Source organism: Amycolatopsis sp. (assembly GCF_036008905.1).
Lineage (GTDB): Bacteria > Actinomycetota > Actinomycetes > Mycobacteriales > Pseudonocardiaceae > Amycolatopsis.
On sequence record NZ_DASYMU010000134.1, the window covers coordinates 1 to 21,448 of the forward strand.

A 21,448-nucleotide genomic window follows, 5' to 3' on the forward strand; every position below is an offset into this window, starting at 1 on the left:
ACCGGCGCGGGGCTGACGGTGAATCCGGTCATCGCGGCGCAGAACTTCCCCGGTTTCGCCTCGTTGTCGATGCCCGGAGTGCTGCGCATCGTCTACCCCACCTTCATCCACTACGAGTTCTACGTGCCGGTGGACGAGGACACCCACCAGTACGTCGGGCTGATGGTCAACTTCGTGACCGGAGTCAAGAAGCTCGCGTTCTATGCCAAGTACCTCGGTGCGATCCGCTGGCTGTTCCACGGCCAGTTCTCCGGACAGGACGAGTGGATGGTCCGGGTCACCGACGCGCCACCGGAGAAGTTGTATCGCCCAGACCTGTCGCTGACGGCGTGGCGAAACCTGGCCGAGCGGGAATACGCCGAAAAGATCGCCGCCGCTGTGGCACACGAACCCGAGCGGCCGGTCCGACCGGCGCGTGAACGCGGCAAACCGTCGGCGCGCAAACCTGCTGAACCGGCGTCCGAATCCACCGTCCCCGGCGCCACCGAGTAGAGGAGACCTCTGATGTTCAAGACCCTCGTGAACGTGACCATCGGCGTACTGCTGGCCGTGGGCGCGCCGATGGCCTGGCGTTTTCTCGCCGCGCGCACCAATACCCAGGTGCACCAGGTGAACCCGTGACTGTGGTCGCCGATCCGCTCGCCGGCCTCGACGAGGCCCGGCGGCGGTGGACCGAGCAGGCGTGGGCTCGAATCGACCGGGAACGACTGCGCGACCTGATTGTCGCGATGGTGGATATCGCGAGCCCCACCGGCGACGAAGCGCCGCTCGCGCGGCACATCAGCCGGACTCTCGCAGACCGCGGCATCGAGTCACACACGATGTATCTCGATGATCGGCAGGCGAATTCGTGGGGCCGGCTGCGCGGCGACGGAACCGGACCGGACCTGCTGCTGTACGCCCCGATCGACACCGTCACGAGCGGAACCGTCGAGGAGGACGTGCCATGGGCGGCGGACACGCTGCGCCCGGACCTCACCGCGCGGGCGATGGCCGTCGACGACTACGTCATCGGGCTGGGCGCCTCCAACCCCAAGGGCCACGCGGCGTGCGTGCAGGCCGCCGTCGAAGCGATCCGCGCCGCCGAGGTTCCCCTCACCGGCGACCTGCTTGTCGGATTCGGGGCGGGCGGGATGCCGACCAACGCACGCCCGGACGTCGGCAACCCGCGCCGCAACACCGGTCAGGGAGTCGGCTGCTCCTTCCTGCTCGAGCAAGGCGTCTGGGCGGACTTCGCCCTCATCGCCAAACCTGGGTGGACGGTGTCCTGGGAGGAGGTCGGCCTGACCTGGTTCGAGATCACCGTGCACGGCAGCCACACCTATGTCGGGTCGCGCCATCGGCTCCCGTACCGCAACCCGGTGGCGCTCGCGGGAGAGGTGGCGCTGCGGCTGGAGCGATGGTTTCCGGAATACTCGGCCGCCCACGACGACGGACTGGTGTTGCCGCAGGGCATGGTGGCCAATATCCGGGGTGGCTGGGAGCGCACCGCATCGTTCACGCCGCAACTGGTGCGGATGATGGTGGACCTGCGGTTGAGTCCGCGCACGACGCCGACGGCCGCGAAACGGGAACTCGTCGCGGCGGTGCGGGCAATCGCGTCGGAGCTCGATGCGCGCGTCGACGTCGAACAGATCTTGGCGATCCGAAGTGAGTCGTCGGACCCGCGGATGTGGTTGTGCCGCAGCGCTGTCGAAGCATGGGAGGCCGCGGAGGACGAGCCGCACCGCGAGGTCCGTGACGGTAGCGGTGCCACCGATGCGAACATCCTGCGCGGCCGTGGCATCCCCACCGTGCGGGTCGGCATGCCGAAGGTCGTGGATGCGCCTTTCGAGGTGGATTTCGCGATGGGGATGAACACGGTGGATCTGCGCGAGGCGGAGCGGCTGACCCGGTATCTCGTCCGCGTCGCCGTCGACACGGTGACCCGGACACTCGTGGAAGTAGGAATGAGCTGATGGCGAAGATCGTGCTCGGTGTCGGTGCCTCGCACAGCACCCTGATGAACACGCACTGGGAGGAGACCACCCACAAGGCCGAGGCCGAGCGTTTCCGGGACGCGCTGTACGCGACCCGCGAGCGCATCGCCGCCGCGCGACCGGACGCGGTGATCCTGCTCGGCTCCAACCACTTTCGCGGCTTCTGGCTCGACCTGATTCCGCCGTTCACGCTGGGTGTCGGCGAATGCAACGCGAGCGGCGAATCGGGCACTCCGGCCGGACCACAACAGGTCGATGTGCCGCTCGCACAGCATCTGGCCGCCGAGATCGTGGAGAGCGGGCGTTTCGATCTCGCCTTCTCCGCCAGGCTGCAGATCGACCACGGACAGTCGCACGCCATCCAATACCTGCTTGCGGGCCTGGATGTCCCGATCGTGCCGTTGGTGGTCAATGTGTTCGCACCGCCGCTGCCGACGTTCAAGCGGTCCGAAGAACTCGCCGTCGCGCTCGGTGCGGCGATCGAGTCCTTTCCGGAAGACAAGCGGGTGGTGGTGATCGCCTCCGGTGGGCTCTCACACCAGCTGCCGTGGCCGGACTGGCGTGATCCGCACGGCGAGGACGAGGACTTCATGGTTCGGGCCTGGCTGGACGGCCGGGAGAACTGGGCCGGCTACGACGTTCGCCGCCGCCAGATCATTCGTGCCGCCGAGGCCGCGATCTCCCCTGAGTTCGACAACCGGGTCCTCGACCTGTTCACAACGGGCAAGGCGGCCGAAGTCGCCGACTACTCCACGAGCGAGCTGGAGGCAGCGGCAGGAAATGGCGCCCAGGAGTTGCGCACCTGGTTGATGATGGCGGCGATCATGAATTACATTCCCGCCGAGCGCATTGCCTATGAAGCGATTCCGGAATGGTTGACCGGAATGGGTGTCGTCGTACTCGACCCCGCCGGGCTGCCGGCGCAGTGATTTCGCTCGCTTTCCCACTCCCATTGTAAAGGAGCAACGCATGACAATCTGGAATGAGCTGGGCGGCCTCGACTTCACCGTGCGGACCGTCGACGCCGGCGGCGTCCCTACCCGCGCGCTGCAGGCCGGCTCGGGGGAGGAGGCGGTGGTGTTCCTGCACGGAACCAGCGGTCACCTCGAAGCCTTCGCCCGCAATATTGCGGTGCACGCCCCGTCCTACGAATGCCACGCCATCGATATGCTCGGGCACGGTTATACCGGAAAGCCCGACTACAAGTACGAGATTCCGCGCTACGTCGAGCATCTGGTGAACTATCTCGATGCGGTCGGGCTGGCAAAGGTTCACCTGGTGGGCGAGTCGCTCGGTGGCTGGGTGGCGGCGCAGCTGGCGAGCGAGCAGCCCGATCGGGTGCGGTCGCTGCAACTGCTTGCCGCCGGTGGCACGGTCGCGAACCCGGAGGTCATGCAGCGCATCAAGACCTCTACCACCAATGCCGTGCGCAGCGATGACATCGAGTTGACTCGAGCCCGGTTGCGGCTGCTCATGCACGATCCGGCGCACGCGACCGAGGAACTGGTCCAGGTCAGGCACCAGATCTACCATCAGCCCGATTTCGTGGCGAACATCCACAACCTGCTTTCCCTGCAGGAGATGGAGATCCGGCAGCGCAATCTGCTGCGTCCGGACCGGCTGGCTCGCATCGAGGCGCCCACGCTGGTGGTGTGGGGCCACGAGAATCCCTTCGGCGACGTGCCGGAAGCCAAGAAGATGGCCGAGGACATTCCCGGCGCGCGGCTGCAGTTGTTCACCGAGTGCGGCCATTGGCCGCAGCATGAGCAGGCCGCGTTGTACAACCCGCTGAGCCTGGAGTTCCTTGCCGAGGCGTCGGCGCGCGCGAAGAGCGTCGCCTGACGCTTCGGTCGCTACCCGCCCCGAGCCGGCCGCGCACACCCGCGCGGCCGACTTCCGGCATCGAGAGGACCGAGTACGGCCACTCGATGTTCGCGCCGTTTCAGCTGGGTTACGTGGATCTGGTTGTGCCACGTGCAATGTTGCCTGCGGGTAATTTCCCCGGCCCGGTCCGCTCGGTGAACCGGATTGGTATTCGCGTTGCGGCGGTGCGTTTAGGTTCCTTCACCACGGTCCGCTAATGCGGCACAGATCACAAATTGAGGTGGGCAGACATGGCCTGGCGATCGGAATTCGGCAAGGTGGCCCTTGTTGCGGCATCGGTGGTTCTCAGCATCGCCACCGTTGTAGCGTGCAGCCGCCCGGCGACCCGGAGCACTGCGGACGTGGGCGGTGGCCCGCTGCGGATCGCGGTCGGAATCGACCCGGCCTACGCGCCGTTCTTCGTCGCCGATCAGGAGGGCATGTTCTCCGCCGCGGGACTGGACGTGAAGCTGGTCCAGTTCGGTCGCGGCGGCGAGGCCGTCGACGCACTGGCGACCGGACAGGTGCAGGTTGCGGGTAGCTCCGACACGACAACCATCTCGCAGCTGCGGCAGAACCCGTCGCTGCGTGCCATGTACTCGTACGAGGCGTCCGGCAGTTACGTCAAGGTGGTGCTGCGCAACGGTGTCGACTCCGCCGCCGGCGTCAAGAAGATGGGCATCGTGGCCGGGCTGAGCCAGATCTCCACCGACAAGTACCTCGAAGCCCATGGCGTGCCCGCGGGGTCGGTGCAGATGATCACCGCGACCCCGGCCGACATGCCCGCGCTACTCGCCCGCGGTGACATCGACGGCTACGTGCTGTGGGAGCCGTGGCCGGCCACCGCGCTGTCGCAGGGCACCGGTCACGTCGTCGCGGTCACCGGGGACTACAACTGGTTCTACCACCACTGGGCGATCACCACGGCGCCGTGGCTCCAGGCCAACGAGGCCGCCGCCCGTTCGATCGCCAAGGTGCTCGCCGAGGCCAGCCAACGGGTCGAGGCCGATCCTCAGCTCGCGGCCACCGCCACCAAGAAGGCGGTCAACGTCGCCGAGGACCAGACCATCACCGCGGTCAACGAAATCGACTTCGGTATAGCGAATCTCACCAAGAAGGACGTCGAAGCCGCACAGTCCGTCGTCGACTTCTACAAGAGGATCGGTGTGTTGTCGGAGCAGCCGGATCTGGCCTCGACGATGCTGCTCGACATGTACCAGGAGGGCAAGTGATGAGTGCCGTCAGCACCACCGGCGTCCCCGTCGACATTCGCGGGCTCGGCATCAGTTTCGGCGCGGCCGAGGTCGTTTCGGAGATCAACCTGGAAGTGCTGCCGGGCGAATTCGTCTGTCTGCTCGGGCCGAGTGGGTGCGGCAAGTCGACCCTGCTCTCCGCGGTGGCCGGCTTCGTCAAGCCCAGCGCGGGTGAGATCCGCTGTGACGGAGAAGAGGTCGCGGGCAGCAATTCGCACGCGGGCATGGTCTTCCAGAGCTCCGAGGCGTTGTTCGACTGGCTGACAGTGAGCCGGAACGTCGCCTACGGACCGCGCATGCACGGCGCGAACAAGTCGGAGCAGGCCAGGATCGCCGCCGAGTACCTGGCGATGGTCGGACTTCCCCACGCCGGCGACAAGTTCCCGGCGCAGCTGTCGGGCGGTATGCGTCAGCGGGTGCAGATCGCGCGGGTGCTCGCGAACCAGCCGTCGCTGGTGTTGATGGACGAGCCGTTCGGCGCGCTCGACGCACAGACCCGGCAGGTCCTTCAGGGCGAACTCGGCAAGATCTGGCGGCACACCGGTTGCACGGTCGTTTTCGTCACCCACGACATCGATGAGGCGCTGACCCTCGCCGACCGGGTGGTGGTGATGTCGGCCGGCCCGAACGCCCGGATCAAGAGCATCTACGAGGTGCGTGCGACGCGACCGCGGGACCGCGCCGATCCGGACGTGATCGAGTTGTACCACCAACTGCGTGACGACATCCGCGCCGAGGTAGTGGCGTCGCTGCGCAACCAGGGCATCGAAGAGGAGCAGCTATGACCCCAGTGGTGCAGACCCCGGCTCCCGTGCGTGCCGCGGCCACGCAGCGCACTCGCAACCGCGGCGCCGGCGTGCTGCGCACGGCCGCGTTGTGGACGGCCTCGGCCGCCATCGGGCTCGGCGTCTGGTCCTTCCTGGCCTGGTGGTACGGGCCGACAACCATCGCGTCCCCGGGTGAAGTGTGGTCGGCCGCACGGGAACTGGCTGAGAGCGGGGTGCTGTGGAGTTCGATCCGGGCGTCGGCGCAGCGCGTCCTGATCGGCTGGGCCCTTGGCGTGGTGATCGGTGCGCCGATCGGCATCCTGATGGGCCGGGTCAGCGTCGTCCGTCAGCTGTTGGACCCATACATCGAGTTCTTCCGGTTCATTCCGCCGATTGCGTTCGTGACGCTCGCGGTGGTGTGGTTCGGGATCGGCGAGACCTCCAAGGTAGTGCTGATCTTCTACACTTCGGTGTTCATCGTGACCGTCAGCGCCATCGCCGCGACGGTCGCGATCAGCGAGAACAAGCTGCAGGCCGCGACCAACCTTGGCGCGGGCAAGCTGCAGATCATGAAGACGGTGGTGCTGCCGTCCTCGGTGCCCGGCATAGTCACCGGCGCCCGCCTTGCCATGGGTAACAGCTTCCTGACCATCGTTTCCGCCGAAATCGTCGCCGCGGACCGCGGCATCGGCTCGATGATCTGGCAGGCTCGCAACTACGGCCGGATCGACTGGACCTTCGTCGGCATCATCGTGCTCGGGATCATGGGCTTTGTATTCGACCGAGTGCTGCGCCTGCTCTCCACCCGCTACCTGTCCCGCTATGGCGTCAAGTAACGGGACAGATAACCGCAACAATGGGTCCATCCGCATCCTTCGGGGTGCCGATGGACCCATTGTTGCGTCAGGTGGGTGCGGTTAGTGAATATAGTCTGCTCAATGGACCGAATTCGTTTCTTCGGTCCCGCGACATTATTAGCGTTACCGACGTGAACGCATCGTCCGAAGCGTCGACCGGCACCGAGCTCGATGTCGACATCCTGATCATCGGCGCCGGCCCGGCCGGGCTGTACGCCGCGTACTACGCCGGGTTCCGAGGGCTGCGCGTGGCGGTGATCGACGCGCTGTCCGAGGCCGGGGGTCAGGTCAGCGCGATGTACCCCGAGAAGGCCATCCTCGACGTCGCCGGCTTCCCGTTGGTGCGGGGGCGGGATCTGATCGGCGCCCTGCTCGAGCAGGCCGCTCCCTACGACCCGGCTTACCTGCTCGGCGAGCAGGCGCAGACCCTGAGCCACCGCGTCGACGGCCGAGTTGTGATCGGAACCAGCAAGGACCGCAACGTCACCGCGGGCGCCGTGGTGATCACCGGCGGGATCGGAACGTTCATCCCGCGGCCGTTGGCCAGGGGGCTCGACTTCCTCGACCGCGGTCTGAGCTATTTCGTGCCCGACCTGTCCGCGCACGCGGGCAAGGACGTGGTGATCGTCGGCGGCGGCGACAGCGCATTCGACTGGGCGGTGCACCTCGAGCCGATCGCCGCCTCGGTGACTCTGGTGCATCGGCGCGACAAGTTCCGCGCGCACGGCGCGATGGTGACCAGGGTGCAGGGCAGCAGCGTGCGGATGTTCGTCAACGCCGACATCTCCGCGGTGCGGGGCAACGGCTGGATCGCGGAGGTCGACGTCGCGCACAAGCTCGATGAAACCATCACCACCCTGCCGGCGCAGTCCGTGATCGCGGCACTCGGATTCACCGCCGATCTCGGGCCGATGATGCGGTGGGGCATCCAAATCGACGCGCGTCACATCGTCGTCAACACCCGTATGGAGACGACCGCGCCGCGCGTATACGCGGCCGGGGATATCACCGACTACCCGGGCAAGGTCCGGCTGATCGCCGTGGGATTCGGCGAGGCGGCGACCGCGGTCAACAACGCGGCCGCGACGCTCGACCCGGACGCCGAGATCTTCCCTGGCCACTCCACCGAACAGGAGGGCTGAGCAATGGCTTTCGTCATCGGCGAACCGTGCATCGACTACACGGATCGCTCGTGCATGGAGGAGTGTCCAGTCGACTGCATATATGAGGGCGAGCGCAAGCTCTACATCAACCCGACCGAGTGCATCGACTGTGGCGCCTGCGAACTCGCCTGCCCGGTGGAGGCGATCACAGTCGACCGCAAGGCCGACCCAGAGTTCAAAGAGGACGCCAAGCGGTTCTTCCTCGAGATCTTGCCGAGCCGTTCCGAGCCGATCGGCAATCCTGGTGGCGCGGCGAAGATCGATGTGGTCGGCGTCGACACCCCGATGGTGGCGGAGTTCTGATGGGGGTGCGATTCGGGTACGCCGACACCTCATTCGGGCAGCTGCACTACGCCGAGCAGGGCAGCGGTCCGGCATTGCTGATGCTGCACCAGACTCCGCGATCCTGGGACGAGTTCCGGGAACTGATCCCCTTGCTCGCCGTCGACTTCCGTGCGATAGCGATGGACATGCCGGGATTCGGCGCCAGCGCCGCGTTGTCCGCGCCGCAGACGATCGAGGCGTTCGCCTGCGGCGCGTGGGAATTGCTCGACGGCCTCGGCATCGAGCGGGCCACGGTGCTCGGTCATCACACCGGCGCCGCGGTGGCGGTCGAGATGGCGGCAGGCCGAGGCGAGCGCCTCGACGCCGTGGTGCTGTCGTCGTGCCCGTGGGCAGATGCGGCATATCGGGCCGGGCACTCGAATGCCGGCGGTGTCGACCGCGCCGACCGGACGCCCGACGGCGGGCACCTGCGGACGCTGTGGGAGTTGCGCCGCCCTTACTACCCGGACCCGGTGACCGACCTGCTGGACCGGTTCATCCACGACGCGCTCTCCTTCGGCGTCGACCCGGCCGAGGGGCACCGAGCCTGTGGCCGGTACCGGATGGAGGAGCGGATCGGCGCGGTGCCGGTGCCGGTGCTGCTGCTGGCCGCGGGCGCGGATCCGTTCTCGATGCCGAACCTGCCGAAGCTGCGTGACCACCTGACCGGCGCCCCGATGGTGGAGAGCGTGGTGATCGAGTCCGGCACCGTCGCGCTCGTCGAGCGCGAAGCGGAGGAAGTGGCAGCGGCCGTGCGGAGATTCTTCGCATCGATCGAAGCGGGCATGGCGCAGTGAGCCTTTCCGCGTGACACGCAGGCGGGGGACTGGTTCACCTGCGTGGATCGGGTCCGCTGACCGGACCGACCGGATGTGCGCCGCGGCCCTCGGTGACCTACCGTCTCGTATCAGGTGCGCAGGCCCCGCTTGACACAAGACGTCGATCGATAGCGCCGGACCCGCCAGGAGGTACCCATTGACAGCCGCACGGGAATCAACCGAATACGGAACGGTGGTGCCGACCAACGCCGCCGGGCTGCCGGTCGGCGGGGACGTGTCCTCTGTGCTCGGCAAGACGCGGCTGATCCTGGATGCGTTCGACAGCGACCACAGTGACCTTTCGCTGACGGAACTCGCACGCCGCAGCGGGGTCGCGAAGGCGTCCGTGCACCGGCTGGCGGGCGAACTGGTCGAGTGGGGTCTGCTCGAGCGGGCGGGCACGAAGTACCGACTCGGCCTGCGGTTGTTCGAACTCGGACAGCTGGTGCCGCGACAACGGATCCTGCGGGACGCCGCGCTGCCGTACATGGAGGACCTGCTGCTCGCCACTCAGGAGACCGTGCATTTCGCGGTCCGGGACGGCCTCGACGTGCTGTACATCGAAAAGATCATCGGGCATCGTGGCCTCAACCAGCAGTCGCGGGTGGCGGGCCGGTTGCCGCTGTACTGCACGGCCACCGGCAAGATGATCCTCGCGTATTCCCCGCAGTCCGTCTTCGACGAGGTGGTCGGGCAGGGCATCACCGCGTTGACGACGCGGACCACCATGTCGGTCGCCGTGCTACGCCAGCAGCTCCAGCGAATGCGCAAGGAACAGCTGGCCGTCGAGGTGGAGGAGACCAAGCTCGGCTACATGAGCGTCGCGGTACCGGTGTTCAGCGGCCCGAACACACTCGCCGCGGCGCTCTCGGTAACCGGGCCGACCGCCCGCATCAACGTCAGCCGGTTGACCGGCGCCCTCCGGACCGCGGGGGCGGGGATCAGCCGTGCGTTGCAAGCGATGAAGTGTACGCATTCGGCGAACGACCGTGCCGCCCGGATAACCTCGTGCAGCCCCACGATTTGCTCGTTCAACGGCTGCGGCAAGTAGAAGCGCCGCTCAGCGTCGCCGGTCTCGGCCGGTCTCGGCGTCCCACGTCGCCGGGCCGACACCGCGCGTCCGAAGCTCGGTTTTGCGGACCTTCCCGGTCTCGGTGAGCGGCAGCGCGTCCACCGTTTCGAAGTACCGCGGTACCGCGAAGCCGGCCAACCGGCGCCCGGCGAACCACCTCAACTCGGCAGGGTCCACTGTCATGCCGCGGCGCGGCACGATCGCGGCCATGACCTCGTCCTCGGCCAGCTCGGACGGCACCGGGAACACCGCGACCTGCGCGACCGTCGGATGCCGGGCGAGTATCTCCTCGACCTCGCAGGCGGAGATGTTCTCGCCGCGCCGACGGATGACGTCCTTGATGCGATCGACGAAGCGGAACCAGCCGTCGGTCTCACGGACCACCCGATCCCCGGTGCGCAGCCAGGAGCCCGGTTCCGGCGGCGGCTCGCCGACGTAGCCGAGCGCGAAAGCGCCAGGCAGGGCGGTGCGGACGACGAGCTCGCCCGCCGTTCCGTCGTGAACGCCCTGGCCCGCGTCGTCGATTACCCGCGCGTCGTAGCCGTCCATGGCGGTGCCGAGGTAGCCAGGGCGACGGTCGCCCGGCAATGTGCCAAGCACGAGATTTGTTTCGGTACTGCCGAACCCGTCGATCAGCTCGACGCCGAAGCGCTCCCGGAACGGCGCCCACAGATGCTTCGGCGTTGCGGGCGAGAGCGCCCGGGTGACGCGATGCGCGCGATCGCTCGCCGAGGGTGGTTGTCCCGCGAGCATCGCGACCATCGCACCGAGCAGATACACCACCGTCGCGTCCGCATCGGCCAGCCGGCGCCAGTGCTCCCGCACCGAGAAGTGTTGTCCCAGCACGAAAGTGCCGCCCGCGACGAGAGCCTGGAACAGCGCGTTGATGGCGTTGGTGTGGAACAGCGGAAGGCCGTTGTAGAGCACGTCGTCCGGGCCGAGCCCGAGCGAGGCGCCGACGCCACGTCCCCACCACAGGAACTGGGCATGCGGGCAGCGCACCCCCTTCGGCCGGCCGGTGGTGCCCGAGGTGAACAGGATCGCGGCCGGGTCGAGCGCGGACACCGCGTTCGCCGGGTCGGGGGCGGGCGGGAAATCCGGCCGTGGCGCGGTGTCGGTGCCCAAAATCCACCGGACGCCGGTGAAACCGGCTTCGTCGATCCGGTCGAGGAACGTGGGCTCGACCAGCACGTGTCGGGTGCCCGACCGGGCGAGCGCGTGGGCAAGGGCGTCGCCGCGCAGCGCGGTGTTCAGCGGCACCGCGATGGCGCCCAACCATCCGCAGCCGAGGATCAGGTCGAGCAGTTCGATCCGATTGGTGGACATCGCGGCCACCGGCTCGGTGGCGCGTATACCGCGATCGGCCAATGACGCGGCCATCGCCGCCGCGCGCCGCGCGAGAGCGGTGTAACTCAGGCACAGGTCACCGACCCGCAAGGCGGGGTGGGCGCCGCGGGTCTCGGCGCGGTCGATCAGGAGCGCCGGGATGGTCATGGCCGCCGGCAGCGGGGGCTGACGGTCCGATGCCGTCATGCCTGCGGCCGTGTTGACGTTTGCTCGATCATCTCGTGTTCAGGGAACGACAACCGCACGGCCGGTGACCTTCCCGTCCCGCATCAACCGCAGGGCATCGGCGATGTCGTCGAGCGGGAACCGCTGTACCGCGAGGCTGACCTCGCCTGCCACGAGCCGGTCGATCAGCTGCGGTGCGAGCTGGGCTTGGCGTTCGGTGCGGCGCATCATGTTGACCGGCAGGACCGCCACGTCGCTGAGCAGCCAGTTGGGCAGGTCGATCCGGAGTTCGGTGCCGAGCGTGTAGCCGACCAGGACGGCGCGGCCACCCGGCGCCACCCGCTCGAGCAGGGGCGGCAGAGCGTCACCGCCGAGGGTGTCGATCAGCACCTCCGCTACCGGCTCGGCCCCCAGCGCCGCGGCCAACTCGGGCCCGCGTCCGACGACCGCGCGCACGCCCGAGGGCACCAGCGCTGCCTGGTCCTCCCGCGGCACCACCCCGATCACCTCGGACGCGCCCGCGAGCAGCGCGAACTGGGCGGCCATCGACCCCACCGCGCCGGACGCGCCGGAGACGACGACCCGCTCGCCCGGGACCACCTGGGCCACGTCGTTGACGGTGACGAAGCCGGTGGTGCTCGGCAGGAAGAACGTAGCTGCCACGTGCGGGTCGAGTGCGGAGTCGAACGGGGTGAACACCTTGTCGGCGGCCACCAGGTACTCGGCCCAGCAGCCCGCCTTGAACAGCCCGATCCCGCCGCCGCGCACCAGAACCTTCGTACCCGGCTCGAAGGTGTCGGACTCTACGACGGTGCCGGCGCCGTCGGTGCCGCCGATGTGCGGCAGGGGCGGACGGACATTGAACGTTCCGCTGGCGACCGTCATATCGAGGTGCCCCAGCGCGGCCGCATCGATGCGGACCAGCGTCTGCCCACCGACCGGGGTCGGGGTCTCGATCTCATCAATGATCGGGGCTTGTCCGTAGCTGTGCAGTCGGGCGGCGCGCATCTGTTCTCCTTCAAGGTTTTTCGTACGCAATGAGCGGTCCGCGCGGGTCAGGACAGCACCGAGCCGGCGCGCAGTCGCGCAATGGTTTCCGACGAGTACCCGGCCACGTCACCGAGCACGGCGTCGGTGTCAGTGCCGAGCATCGGCGCGGCCCGGCGCACCGCGACCGGCCGGCCGATTCGGACGGGTGCACCCTCGTGCAGGAAGGGGCCGACCCGCGGGTGGACGCCGCGCACGTAGTAGCCGCGCGCCCGTAGATGGGGGTCCGCTTCGACCAGGTCACGTCCGTTCTGCACCGCGCCCGCCGGAACTCCCACGCTCTGCAGTTGCTCGGCGGCGAGGTCGGCCGGCATGGACACGGTCCACGCGGTGATCACCGCGGCGATCTCGTCCTGGTGCTCACGCCGGGTCTCAGCGGTTCGGAAGCGTTCGTCGACAACCCATTCGGGACGTTCGATCACCACACACAGTCGCTCCCAATCGGCTTGGTCGCGTACCGCGATCGCACACCAGCGGTCCGGTCCGAGGCAGCGGAACACTCCGTGCGGGGACATCGTGGGATGCGCGTTGCCCAGCGGAGTCGGAACTTGACCGGAACCGGCGGCTCGCACGACGCTGGTGCCCATATGCGAGGCCATCGCCTCGTATTGGGACAGGTCGACGTGCTGGCCGCGGCCGGTGCGGTCCCGGTGGTCGAGGGCCGCGAGGACGGCGGTGGCGGCCTGTAGTCCGGCCACGATGTCGCCGTGCCCGTAGATCACGCCGACAACTTCATCGGCGCTCCAGCCGGTCAGTGCCGTCAAACCGGCTGCCGCGGAGACGATGTCGGCGTACGAAACCCAACCGCGCAACGGCCCGGTATGGCCCATTCCGGACATCGACACATACACGATGTCCGAGCGCAGTTCACGCATTCTCTCGTAGCCGAGGCCCATCCTCTCCATTACCGACGAGCTGAAGTTCTCGATCACCACGTCGCTTTGCGCGATCAGGTCCGCGAGTACGGCCAGCCCCTCCGCGGAGCGGGTATCGAGAGTGATGCTGCGCTTGTTCCGGTTGACGTCGTTGAAGTAGCCGCTGGTGTCCGGGTCGTCGTGCGGGCCGCGCGACAGGTGCATAGCGGGAGCGAAGCGAGTCGGATCAGGCCGTCCGAGCGACTCCACCTTGATGACGTCGGCACCGTGGTCGGCGAGGATGCGGGTGCAGTAGGGGCCGGCGAGCACCCAGGTGAGGTCGAGCACTCGGATTCCGTCGAGCGGCATTCGGCCACCGCCTGGCGAGGTGGCCGCTTGTCGCGCCGCGCTCTGCCCTCGGAGCGGACCAAGCAGCGCCTGATGCTCGCCGAGTTCGGGCACGGTCAGCGCACGGACTCGCGCGCCCTCGGGAAAGGCGAAACCGAAACCAAGGTCACGGGTGACCGATTCACCGGACACCACGTCGAGGAAGAAGTCCCGATCGTTCAGCTGCGGGTTGAGCAGCAGTTCGTCCGGGCGGTCAACGGCGGCCCATGGCAGTTTGCGCTCTTGGGCCGCGACCGCGAATTCCTGCTTGGTCCATTTGCCGAGGAACCGTTGCACGACCTCGAAGATGTGGTCCTGGTGGATCTTTCGTTCCACCGGATCGTTCCACCGCGGGTCGTCGAGGTCTTCGGCGGCGCCCTCCTCGATCAGCCAGGCCAGCAGCGCGTCCCACATGCGTGGGCTGCCGCCGAGGCCGCCGCCGAGGTATCCGTCGGCGGCGCGGAACAGTCCGTGCGGCACCAGCGGATGCACCCGGCCCGGACGCGGTGGCACCCGATCCTCGTGCAGGTAGGCGAGGGCGCCTGCCTCGAGACCGGCCGCAACGCATTCCTGCACGGCGATGTCCACCGTGGGAACCGGGCCGTTCGCACGCATGCGGAGTCCGAGCAAGGCCCCGATCGCGGCGTTCACCCCCGCCAGTTGCTCGGCCTGGCCTTCGGGCAGCGCGAGCGGTGGACCATCCGGATCGCCGACCTGTGCGAGCATGCCACCGAGCGCCGCGACCACGAGGTCGGTCGCGGCCCAGCGTCGGCGCGGGCCTTCCATACCGAACGGCGTGACCCGGACGTGGACGGTCGAACCATGCTGCGGCGGAGCGGGTTCGGTGCCGACGTCGCTGCCGTCGAGGAAGATGTCGGCGTTCGCCAGCAGCCGGGTCAGATTGCGCCGACTTGCCTCGGTCGCGAGGTCGAGGACCACCGACTTCTTGCCGGCGTGCCAGTGCGCGAAGGCGTGCCCGTCGAACTCACGGCGGGCGGGATCACCTTCGGGAGGTTCGACGAGGATGACCTCGAATCCGAGCCCGACGAGGATGCGCCCGGCAGATCGGATGAACGGGCTCGACAGCTCCACTACCCGACCAGCAGATTCGACCATCGCTACTCCGTTCGCTCGTGTTGTCCGGCACGCGTGTCCCCGGCGGCCCCGGTTGGCCCGAACCTACGGTTGATGACGCGGTCGGGGTAAGCATTTTGTCCTGCTGAACGGACCGGAACGGGGCGGTGCGACAGACACATTCCTCAGGCAGGCGGTCCGGCGACATGCTTGGTCACCCAACCGCGCAGGATGCCGGTGCCGGTGTCAACGGGCCCGGAGATCTTGTTCTGGCCGCGGAAGAACTTCACGAGGGAATCGGCGCGGGTGATGTCGTCGTCGGTGAAATCGCGTGCACCGAAGTTGATCTGGGTGACGGTGCGCTTCGCCGCGGCGGGATCCATCTGGATGGAGGCGGAGACAGCCTTCGCCGCCCTGTCCGGATCGGGCTGCACGATGGCGGCAGCGTCGGCGACGACCCGGAATACGCGCGCGGCGGTGTCCTCGTGCGTCGCGAGCCAGGATTGCGAGGCGAGCAACCACTGTGAGTACTGCGCTCCGAAGTCACCGCTCGTCGCGACCACCTTGCCGCCGGTTCCGACAGCCTGAGCGATCCACGGGTCGAACGATATGAAGCCGTCGATGTCGCCGCGCGCGAGAAGCGCGGGTTGTTCCGGCGGGCCGGTGTTCACCAGTTTCGTGTTCGCCGGATCGATCCCGAGGCTGCGCAGGTAGATGTCGGTGAAGTACAGGCTGATGCCGGGGAACACCCCCATCGTCTTGATCGACTGTGGAGTCACGCCCGGGCGCAGCACCACCTGGAAGTATCGCTGCGAATCCTCGTAGACACCGAGTGCCCGCAAGGTCGGGTTGGCGGCCATGACGGTCAGGGCGGTCGAGTCCGCGTTGCCCGACATCTCGGAGGTACCGGCGACGACGTTCTGCGCGCCGGCCGCACCGCCCTCGGTCTGGACGATCTGCACGTCCAGACCGGCCGCCTTGAACAAGCCTTCCCTGTCGGCGAGGAAGAACGGGGCGTAGGAGGGGTCGACGCCGACCGAGATGCGGATCGGGCCGTTTCCCGACGCCGCCGTGGTCGCGGGGCGGGAGCAGGCGGTGGCGGCGAGGGTGACCGCCGCGAGCACGGCGATGGCAACAAATGTGGGTCGACAAAATCTGGATGTCATGGTGGTTTTCCTGCACGTAGTCGGAATGCCGATTCGATTCGTCTCAGCGGCCGGTGAAGACCGGGGCCCGCTTGTCCAGAAACGCCTGCAAGCCCTCGGCGGTGTCGGCGGTCGTTATCAGTTCCAGGACAGCGGCGAACTCCACATCCAGCGCTTGATCGATGGGCAATTCGCGTCCCTCCTCGATAACGTGCTTGAGCAACCCGATGGTTCGGGTCGGCTTGGCCGCAAGCGATCGGGCGATACCGTCTATGCGGGAATCGAATTCGGCGTCCGGTACGACCTCGTCCACCAACCCGATCCGCAGCGCTTCCTCGCCCGCGAGCCGGTCACCGTTGATCATGAGCAGCTTTGCGCGGTGCGCACCGAGAAGCCGCGGCAGGCGTTGGCTCCCGCCCGCGCCGGGAAACAGTCCGAGGCCCACCTCCGGGAAGCCGATGGTCGCCGAAGAGGTCATCACCCGCATGTCGCAGGCCAGTGACAGTTCGGCGCCGCCGCCGAGCGCATGGCCGTTGATCGCGGCGAGCACCGGTTTCGGGGCCGTCTCCAGCAGGCGCTGCACCTCGACCCATGGTCGCATCGCACGCTGGGTTTCCTCGGTGAGCTCGCGCATCACGGCAATATCGGCTCCGGCGACGAAGAAGCGTCCGACGCCGCGGACAACGATGCAGCGGATGTCGGGATCGGTGGTCAGCGGCCCGAGCGCGTCGAGTAGCTCGGCGATCAGGGCGGGGTCGAAGGCGTTGGCCGGCGGCCGGTCGATCCGAACAGTGGCCACCGCACCGGAGATGCTCACGTGCAATCGCGATGCGTTAGTGGGCGGGATGGGCGTCATCACTGGCTCCGGTGGGTCGGGAAACGTCGAATCACGTGACAGCGCCGAGTATCGCCACCATCGGGGAGGATGGACACCGACAGGGTCCGGTGGGCGAACCGCACGTTCGTCCGGTTCCCGAGTCCGGTGCGGCCAGCTCAGCGGGATCGCTGAAGCCACTGGGCAGGTGGGGTCGTGAGTGACAACAAGTGTTCTAACACTCGTAGACACTCACGAGCCCACCCACCAGATTGAGCGGTCTGCCGACAGAAGAGCACGCCACGTTTGGCTTCCCCACGGTAAGGACCGAACAGTCCTTGACGCGGTTTCGGTTCGCGGCTAAGGTCGGGCTTGCCGGGTCGGCCGAGGCGTTCAGGTCGACGGTGAGTCGGGGACTAACTATTTCTGCAGGTCCCGCGTGAACCCTGGAGCGTCGACGAACTCGGAGAAGGCGTAGTGCCGGAGTACGTCGAGGAAGGCCTGTTGCTGGGTGGGATCGACATGACCAAGGAGATCCTGTTCGGCCTTCTGCGTCGCGGCCGTCGCACGCTGGCAGAGCTTGCGCCCGCGTGCGGTAAGGGTCGGTCGGCGAGCCCTCCGGTCCCGTGGATCCGGGGTTCGGACAACCAGTCCTTTGGTCTCGAGGGAGTCAAGGGTCGCGGAGATGACGGATTTGTCGATCTTGACGAGCGCGGACAACTCCAGCTGGGTCATCGGCGAGGACATCAGCGCGACCATCACGAAGTGTTCTTTGAGGGTCACCCCGGTCGCCTCCAGTGCGGCGGACTTACTCTGGCCGAATCCGAGCCAAGCGCGATTCAGTAGCCAATTGATGTCGCCGTGCAGCGGATGTTCGGAGCCTTCCATTCGAGCATCGTACCCAATGTCCGCGCCGTGGCGTCCTCGGAGCTAGACCGTACTCCTCGGCCGTCAGTGTCCTCAGTGGACTAATCTTGACAAAGAACATCTTGGCAAATACTATCCTGTCCTGGTCAATCGCGGATCCTGGGTTGACGAGGCCGCTCCTGGCCACCGCTTCACCCAGCTGGACGTGAGTCGGACAGTGTCCCTTCGCGCTTGTCGGGTAGCCGGCGCCTGCTGCCACGAGCGATCTTCCAATGATCATGACAAGGAGAAAAAGGCATGAGCGACTCGAGCTCAATCAGTGCGGCACTCGACCGGCCGGTGATTCTCATCAACGGCATGGGGTCGAACTTCGACTCGCTGTGGCGACGGAACGGCTGGGTCGACAAACTCGAGGCGGCCGGCCGAACCGTGATCGGCGTGGATCTTCCCGGCCATGGGGCCTCCAAGGATGCCGCGGGGCGCGACGCCGCCGATCTCCTCCTCGACGAGGCCGCGAAGCACGGTTCGGTCGACGCCATCGGGTTCTCCGCCGGCGCGTGGGCGTTGCTGCTTGCGGCGAGCGAACAGCCGGATCTGTTCGAGCGGATCGCTGTTCTCGCCGCCGCCGACGCCGTGATGACCGGCGGGATGCACAGCGCGGCCATGAACCAGCCTCTCATCGACAGCCTGCGTTCCTCGGAACCCTCGGACAATCCCATGGTGAACCTGCTTCGCGCGGTGATCGCCGATGCCGGCAACGATCCGGAGGCGATCGCGGACTACCTTGCCGCAAGCAAGCGGTTCGTCACCGTCGAAGGCTTGGGCCTGATCACGGCGAACGCGCTGGTCATCGACGGCAGCGCGGACGGCGCCGGGCAATCGGAGCTGGTGGCCACGACGATTCCGAAGGCGGAACACGTAACCCTCGACGGCGCGGACCACTTTGAGATCCCCACCCTCGCGAAATGCTTGGACGTCGCTGTTTCGTTCGTCACCAACGATTAGTAAGCGGCATACGAGCTCAGCGCCGCTATGTCGCTGTCACCGAACTCACATCGTTGTGACGAGGAGAAGTTGAAATGACCGACAATCCCGAAGTGCTGATCATCGGTGGGGGTCCGGTCGGCTTGAGCGCCGCGCTGGCCCTCGGCCGCGCGGGCATCACCTGCTTGGTGCTGGAACGGCGTACCGAATTCTCCAGGTATCCCAAGGCCAATGGGGTGCACGCACGGACGATGGAGATCTTCCGGGAATGGGAGGTCGCCGGACCGGTCAAGGCGCTGACCGCCGGCATGCCCGACGAGGTCACGATCGCCTGGATGACCCGCTTGACCGGTATCGAGCTCGGACAACTCGTCCTCGGCGAGGACGGTGGGGTTTCCCGCGTGTTCGACGAGCAATCGCCGGAAAAGATGTCGACCGTGGGACAGCACATGTTCGAGCCGGTGCTCGCCGAAGTCGCCGGCGACCTGGACAGCGTGACCATCGAACTCGGCTGCGAGGTCGTCGACCTCACCGCCGGCGACGCTTCGGTCACGGCGACCTATACCGACCGTACCGGCGCGCGGCAATCCGTCGTCGCGCAGTACGTGATCGGGGCGGACGGTATACGCAGTGTCGCCCGGCGCAAGCTGGGGATCGGTGAGCACGGCGAGGCGTCGCTGGGTACGGCGATCAACGTTCAGTTCGACGCGGACCTGGACGCCATTCTCGGTGGCCGTCGTTCCCCCATCATCTGGATTATCAACGCCGACACGCAGGGGGCGTTCATTCGCGACAGTCCCACTCGGTGGCGTTACAACTTCGAGATCCCGCCCGGCGCGGACGTCGACGCGGTTACCCGAGATCGTTGTGAGCGGGAGGTCGCCGACGCGATCGGTGCGGTCGTGCCGTTCACCATTCATCACATCTGGTCCTGGGGCCACGATCAGGCGGTCACGGACAGGTGGCGTGAGGGCCGGGTCTTCTTGGCAGGAGACGCCGCGCACCATTTCCCGCCGCATGGCGGCTTCGGGATGAACAGTGGAATACAGGACGCGCACAACCTGGTCTGGAAACTGATCGCGAGCTTGCGATGGCGCGCCGGCGACGGACTGCTCGAGTCGTACGAGGCCGAGCGGCTCCCGGTTGCGGAGTTCAACGGCGACAAGATGATGGAGAACACGCGGCAGATGGAGAAGACAGGATTTCTGTCGCAGGACAAGAGTCTTCTTTCGGCCATCGAGACCGACGCGGGAGAACCCGTTCGCCGCGCGATCGCCGAAGGTATTCCCGCGCAACGAGACCAGCTCGCCTCGCACGGCCAGCAATTCGGATACCAGTACGTCAGCGGGGCGGTGGTACCCGACGGTACCGAGCTGCTCGTGTCGGGCGTCGCCGAGTACCGGCCGACCGCCCGGCCGGGTGCGCGGGCTCCGCACTCCTGGGTGTGTCTCGGTGGTGAGCGGATTTCGACGATCGACGTCTACGACGGCGGATTCGTCCTCCTGACCGGCCCGGACAACGCGGGCTGGGTGCGGGCCGCGGATGAGGTTCGTGCCGAACTGGCCGTCCCGGTCAAGGTGCTCGGGCTGGGCACCGATCTCGTGCCGGTCGATGAGCTCATCGGCGATCTCCTGGGGCGTTACGGCCTGGAGCCGACTGGTGCGCTGCTTGTCCGGCCGGACGGATTCGTCGGCTTTCGCTCAGCCGACCGCGCCGACGACGAGCACAAGGCGTTGAGCGGCGCGCTGCGTCAAATCCTCAACAGGAGCGTTTCATGAGCAATCCCGGTATGTCCGAAGAATCACTGATCCGGAACGACGTGGTTCGGCTCCGGGAAGTTTCCGCGGGCTGCTTCGCGGTGGTGATCGACAATCCACCCTTCAACCTGGTTGATTCCCAGGTGTTCGCCGGCCTGCAGTCGGTCAGGTCATTCGCCGGGGATTCGGCGAACGACGTCTCCGTACTCGTCTTCGAAAGCGCGAACCCGGAGTTCTTCATCAACCACGTGGGCCTCGACATCTCCGATGAGGGGGTGTCCGAACCCATGGTGATCCACCAGGAGTGGCCGGCCTTCAGCCACTGGCTCAGCTCGAGCCCGGTGGTCACCATCGCGATCCTGCGCGGACGGGCTCGGGGGTTTGGCTGCGAGTTCGCCCTGAGCGCCGACATGCGGTTCGCCAGTAAGGAGAACGCTCGAATCGCGATGCTCGAGGTCGGCTTCGGTGCGGTCCCCGGCGGCGGCGGACTCGAATGGAGCCAGCTCCTCGCCGGACGCGCACGAGCCATGGAGTTCGTCCTGAGCTCCGATGATTTCGACGCTGACACCGCGGAGCTGTACGGCTTGGTGAACCGGTCCATTCCGGACGCGGAGCTCGATGCCTATGTATATCGGCTCGCTTGCCGCATCGCGAGCTTCAATCCGTCCGCGGTCGCGACGGTCAAGAGCTATCTCACCAAGCGCCAGGCCATCCCACTTCCGGCGGACCTGGCCGATATCGGTGCTGTCGCGGGAAGTCTGCTGTCGACAGACGCGGGGCAGGCCGTCGTTGCCCGGATCATGGCCAAGGCAGGAGGTGTCCCCTTCGACTACCAGGTGGAACTCGACTTGCCGAAACTCTGCGACACGCCCTGACTTGGCCCTGGCGATCTCTTTTTCTTGGGAGCTTCA

The 21,448-nt window shown here is 67.1% G+C and carries 20 protein-coding genes; 14 read left to right on the forward strand and 6 right to left on the reverse strand.

Features of this window, described 5'->3' with window-relative positions:
• The 11 genes from VGP60_RS23165 to VGP60_RS23215 all read left to right on the forward strand — a co-directional run.
• Positions 1–492, forward strand: a 492-nt coding sequence (locus VGP60_RS23165) for a hypothetical protein (RefSeq protein WP_327550163.1), incomplete at its 5' end; no start/stop codon positions are given.
• A gap of 125 nt (positions 493–617) precedes the next feature.
• The gene (locus VGP60_RS23170) at positions 618–1,958 is read left to right on the forward strand and encodes a hypothetical protein (RefSeq protein WP_327550164.1); all 1,341 of its coding nucleotides are present in this window, start codon (positions 618–620) and stop codon (positions 1,956–1,958) included.
• Positions 1,958–2,908, forward strand: a complete 951-nt coding sequence (locus tag VGP60_RS23175) for a hypothetical protein (protein ID WP_327550165.1) — start codon at positions 1,958–1,960, stop codon at positions 2,906–2,908. The genes VGP60_RS23170 and VGP60_RS23175 overlap by 1 nt, the downstream gene beginning before the upstream one ends.
• 40 nt (positions 2,909–2,948) lie before the next feature.
• A complete protein-coding gene (locus VGP60_RS23180; protein ID WP_327550166.1) occupies positions 2,949–3,821 on the forward strand; it encodes an alpha/beta hydrolase in 873 nt (290 codons plus the stop codon).
• Between the two features lie 272 nt (positions 3,822–4,093).
• Positions 4,094–5,074: an ABC transporter substrate-binding protein gene (locus VGP60_RS23185; RefSeq protein WP_327550167.1), complete on the forward strand. Its 981-nt coding sequence runs from the start codon at positions 4,094–4,096 to the stop codon at positions 5,072–5,074.
• Entirely contained in the window at positions 5,074–5,880 is an 807-nt protein-coding gene (locus VGP60_RS23190) for an ABC transporter ATP-binding protein (RefSeq protein WP_327550168.1), read from the forward strand. Before VGP60_RS23185 ends, VGP60_RS23190 begins: the two co-directional genes overlap by 1 nt.
• Positions 5,877–6,698, forward strand: a complete 822-nt coding sequence (locus VGP60_RS23195; RefSeq protein WP_327550169.1) for an ABC transporter permease — start codon at positions 5,877–5,879, stop codon at positions 6,696–6,698. Before VGP60_RS23190 ends, VGP60_RS23195 begins: the two co-directional genes overlap by 4 nt.
• Before the next feature lie 152 nt (positions 6,699–6,850).
• Positions 6,851–7,861, forward strand: coding sequence for an NAD(P)/FAD-dependent oxidoreductase (locus tag VGP60_RS23200; RefSeq protein WP_327550170.1), 1,011 nt, complete (start codon positions 6,851–6,853; stop codon positions 7,859–7,861).
• Positions 7,862–7,864: 3 nt separating this feature from the next.
• On the forward strand, positions 7,865–8,185 hold the full coding sequence (locus tag VGP60_RS23205) for a ferredoxin family protein (RefSeq protein ID WP_327550171.1): 321 nt from the start codon (positions 7,865–7,867) through the stop codon (positions 8,183–8,185).
• Complete coding sequence (locus VGP60_RS23210) at positions 8,185–9,003, forward strand: alpha/beta fold hydrolase (protein ID WP_327550172.1); 819 nt, start codon at positions 8,185–8,187, stop codon at positions 9,001–9,003. Before VGP60_RS23205 ends, VGP60_RS23210 begins: the two co-directional genes overlap by 1 nt.
• Before the next feature lie 178 nt (positions 9,004–9,181).
• Positions 9,182–10,075, forward strand: a complete 894-nt coding sequence (locus tag VGP60_RS23215) for an IclR family transcriptional regulator (RefSeq protein ID WP_327550173.1) — start codon at positions 9,182–9,184, stop codon at positions 10,073–10,075.
• A 9-nt stretch (positions 10,076–10,084) separates the two neighbouring features.
• Here the strand turns inward: VGP60_RS23215 and VGP60_RS23220 are convergent, their stop codons facing one another.
• The 6 genes from VGP60_RS23220 to VGP60_RS23245 all read right to left on the reverse strand — a co-directional run bounded on the left by VGP60_RS23220 (position 10,085) and on the right by VGP60_RS23245 (position 17,817).
• Complete coding sequence (locus VGP60_RS23220; RefSeq protein WP_327550174.1) at positions 10,085–11,629, reverse strand: AMP-binding protein; 1,545 nt, start codon at positions 11,627–11,629, stop codon at positions 10,085–10,087.
• Positions 11,630–11,668: 39 nt separating this feature from the next.
• Complete coding sequence (locus VGP60_RS23225; protein WP_327550175.1) at positions 11,669–12,616, reverse strand: quinone oxidoreductase family protein; 948 nt, start codon at positions 12,614–12,616, stop codon at positions 11,669–11,671.
• A 47-nt stretch (positions 12,617–12,663) separates the two neighbouring features.
• Entirely contained in the window at positions 12,664–15,012 is a 2,349-nt protein-coding gene (locus VGP60_RS23230) for a CaiB/BaiF CoA-transferase family protein (protein ID WP_327550176.1), read from the reverse strand.
• A gap of 143 nt (positions 15,013–15,155) precedes the next feature.
• A complete protein-coding gene (locus tag VGP60_RS23235; protein ID WP_327550177.1) occupies positions 15,156–16,136 on the reverse strand; it encodes an ABC transporter substrate-binding protein in 981 nt (326 codons plus the stop codon).
• Between the two features lie 43 nt (positions 16,137–16,179).
• Positions 16,180–16,971, reverse strand: coding sequence for an enoyl-CoA hydratase/isomerase family protein (locus tag VGP60_RS23240; protein WP_327550178.1), 792 nt, complete (start codon positions 16,969–16,971; stop codon positions 16,180–16,182).
• Between the two features lie 378 nt (positions 16,972–17,349).
• The gene (locus VGP60_RS23245) at positions 17,350–17,817 is read right to left on the reverse strand and encodes a MarR family winged helix-turn-helix transcriptional regulator (RefSeq protein ID WP_327550179.1); all 468 of its coding nucleotides are present in this window, start codon (positions 17,815–17,817) and stop codon (positions 17,350–17,352) included.
• Positions 17,818–18,093: 276 nt separating this feature from the next.
• Here VGP60_RS23245 and VGP60_RS23250 point away from each other — a divergent pair, with 276 nt between their 5' ends.
• The 3 genes from VGP60_RS23250 (at position 18,094) to VGP60_RS23260 (ending at position 21,412) form a co-directional block, all read left to right on the forward strand.
• The gene (locus VGP60_RS23250) at positions 18,094–18,801 is read left to right on the forward strand and encodes an alpha/beta fold hydrolase (RefSeq protein ID WP_327550180.1); all 708 of its coding nucleotides are present in this window, start codon (positions 18,094–18,096) and stop codon (positions 18,799–18,801) included.
• Between the two features lie 74 nt (positions 18,802–18,875).
• Entirely contained in the window at positions 18,876–20,558 is a 1,683-nt protein-coding gene (locus VGP60_RS23255; protein ID WP_327550181.1) for an FAD-dependent monooxygenase, read from the forward strand.
• Entirely contained in the window at positions 20,555–21,412 is an 858-nt protein-coding gene (locus tag VGP60_RS23260; protein ID WP_327550182.1) for an enoyl-CoA hydratase/isomerase family protein, read from the forward strand. Before VGP60_RS23255 ends, VGP60_RS23260 begins: the two co-directional genes overlap by 4 nt.
• Positions 21,413–21,448 lie beyond the last annotated feature (36 nt).

Excerpts from the sequence above, each read along its gene's own strand:
- VGP60_RS23175 (WP_327550165.1), top strand. The coding sequence starts at position 1,958 with ATGGCGAAGATCGTGCTCGGTGTCGGTGCCTCGCACAGCACCCTGATG.
- VGP60_RS23180 (WP_327550166.1), top strand. The coding sequence starts at position 2,949 with ATGACAATCTGGAATGAGCTGGGCGGCCTCGACTTCACCGTGCGGACC.
- VGP60_RS23185 (WP_327550167.1), top strand. The coding sequence starts at position 4,094 with ATGGCCTGGCGATCGGAATTCGGCAAGGTGGCCCTTGTTGCGGCATCG.
- VGP60_RS23190 (WP_327550168.1), top strand. The coding sequence starts at position 5,074 with ATGAGTGCCGTCAGCACCACCGGCGTCCCCGTCGACATTCGCGGGCTC.
- VGP60_RS23195 (WP_327550169.1), top strand. The coding sequence starts at position 5,877 with ATGACCCCAGTGGTGCAGACCCCGGCTCCCGTGCGTGCCGCGGCCACG.
- VGP60_RS23205 (WP_327550171.1), top strand. The coding sequence starts at position 7,865 with ATGGCTTTCGTCATCGGCGAACCGTGCATCGACTACACGGATCGCTCG.
- VGP60_RS23210 (WP_327550172.1), top strand. The coding sequence starts at position 8,185 with ATGGGGGTGCGATTCGGGTACGCCGACACCTCATTCGGGCAGCTGCAC.
- VGP60_RS23220 (WP_327550174.1), bottom strand. The coding sequence starts at position 11,629 with ATGACGGCATCGGACCGTCAGCCCCCGCTGCCGGCGGCCATGACCATC.
- VGP60_RS23225 (WP_327550175.1), bottom strand. The coding sequence starts at position 12,616 with ATGCGCGCCGCCCGACTGCACAGCTACGGACAAGCCCCGATCATTGAT.
- VGP60_RS23230 (WP_327550176.1), bottom strand. The coding sequence starts at position 15,012 with ATGGTCGAATCTGCTGGTCGGGTAGTGGAGCTGTCGAGCCCGTTCATC.
- VGP60_RS23235 (WP_327550177.1), bottom strand. The coding sequence starts at position 16,136 with ATGACATCCAGATTTTGTCGACCCACATTTGTTGCCATCGCCGTGCTC.
- VGP60_RS23240 (WP_327550178.1), bottom strand. The coding sequence starts at position 16,971 with ATGACGCCCATCCCGCCCACTAACGCATCGCGATTGCACGTGAGCATC.
- VGP60_RS23245 (WP_327550179.1), bottom strand. The coding sequence starts at position 17,817 with ATGGAAGGCTCCGAACATCCGCTGCACGGCGACATCAATTGGCTACTG.
- VGP60_RS23250 (WP_327550180.1), top strand. The coding sequence starts at position 18,094 with ATGAGCGACTCGAGCTCAATCAGTGCGGCACTCGACCGGCCGGTGATT.
- VGP60_RS23255 (WP_327550181.1), top strand. The coding sequence starts at position 18,876 with ATGACCGACAATCCCGAAGTGCTGATCATCGGTGGGGGTCCGGTCGGC.
- VGP60_RS23260 (WP_327550182.1), top strand. The coding sequence starts at position 20,555 with ATGAGCAATCCCGGTATGTCCGAAGAATCACTGATCCGGAACGACGTG.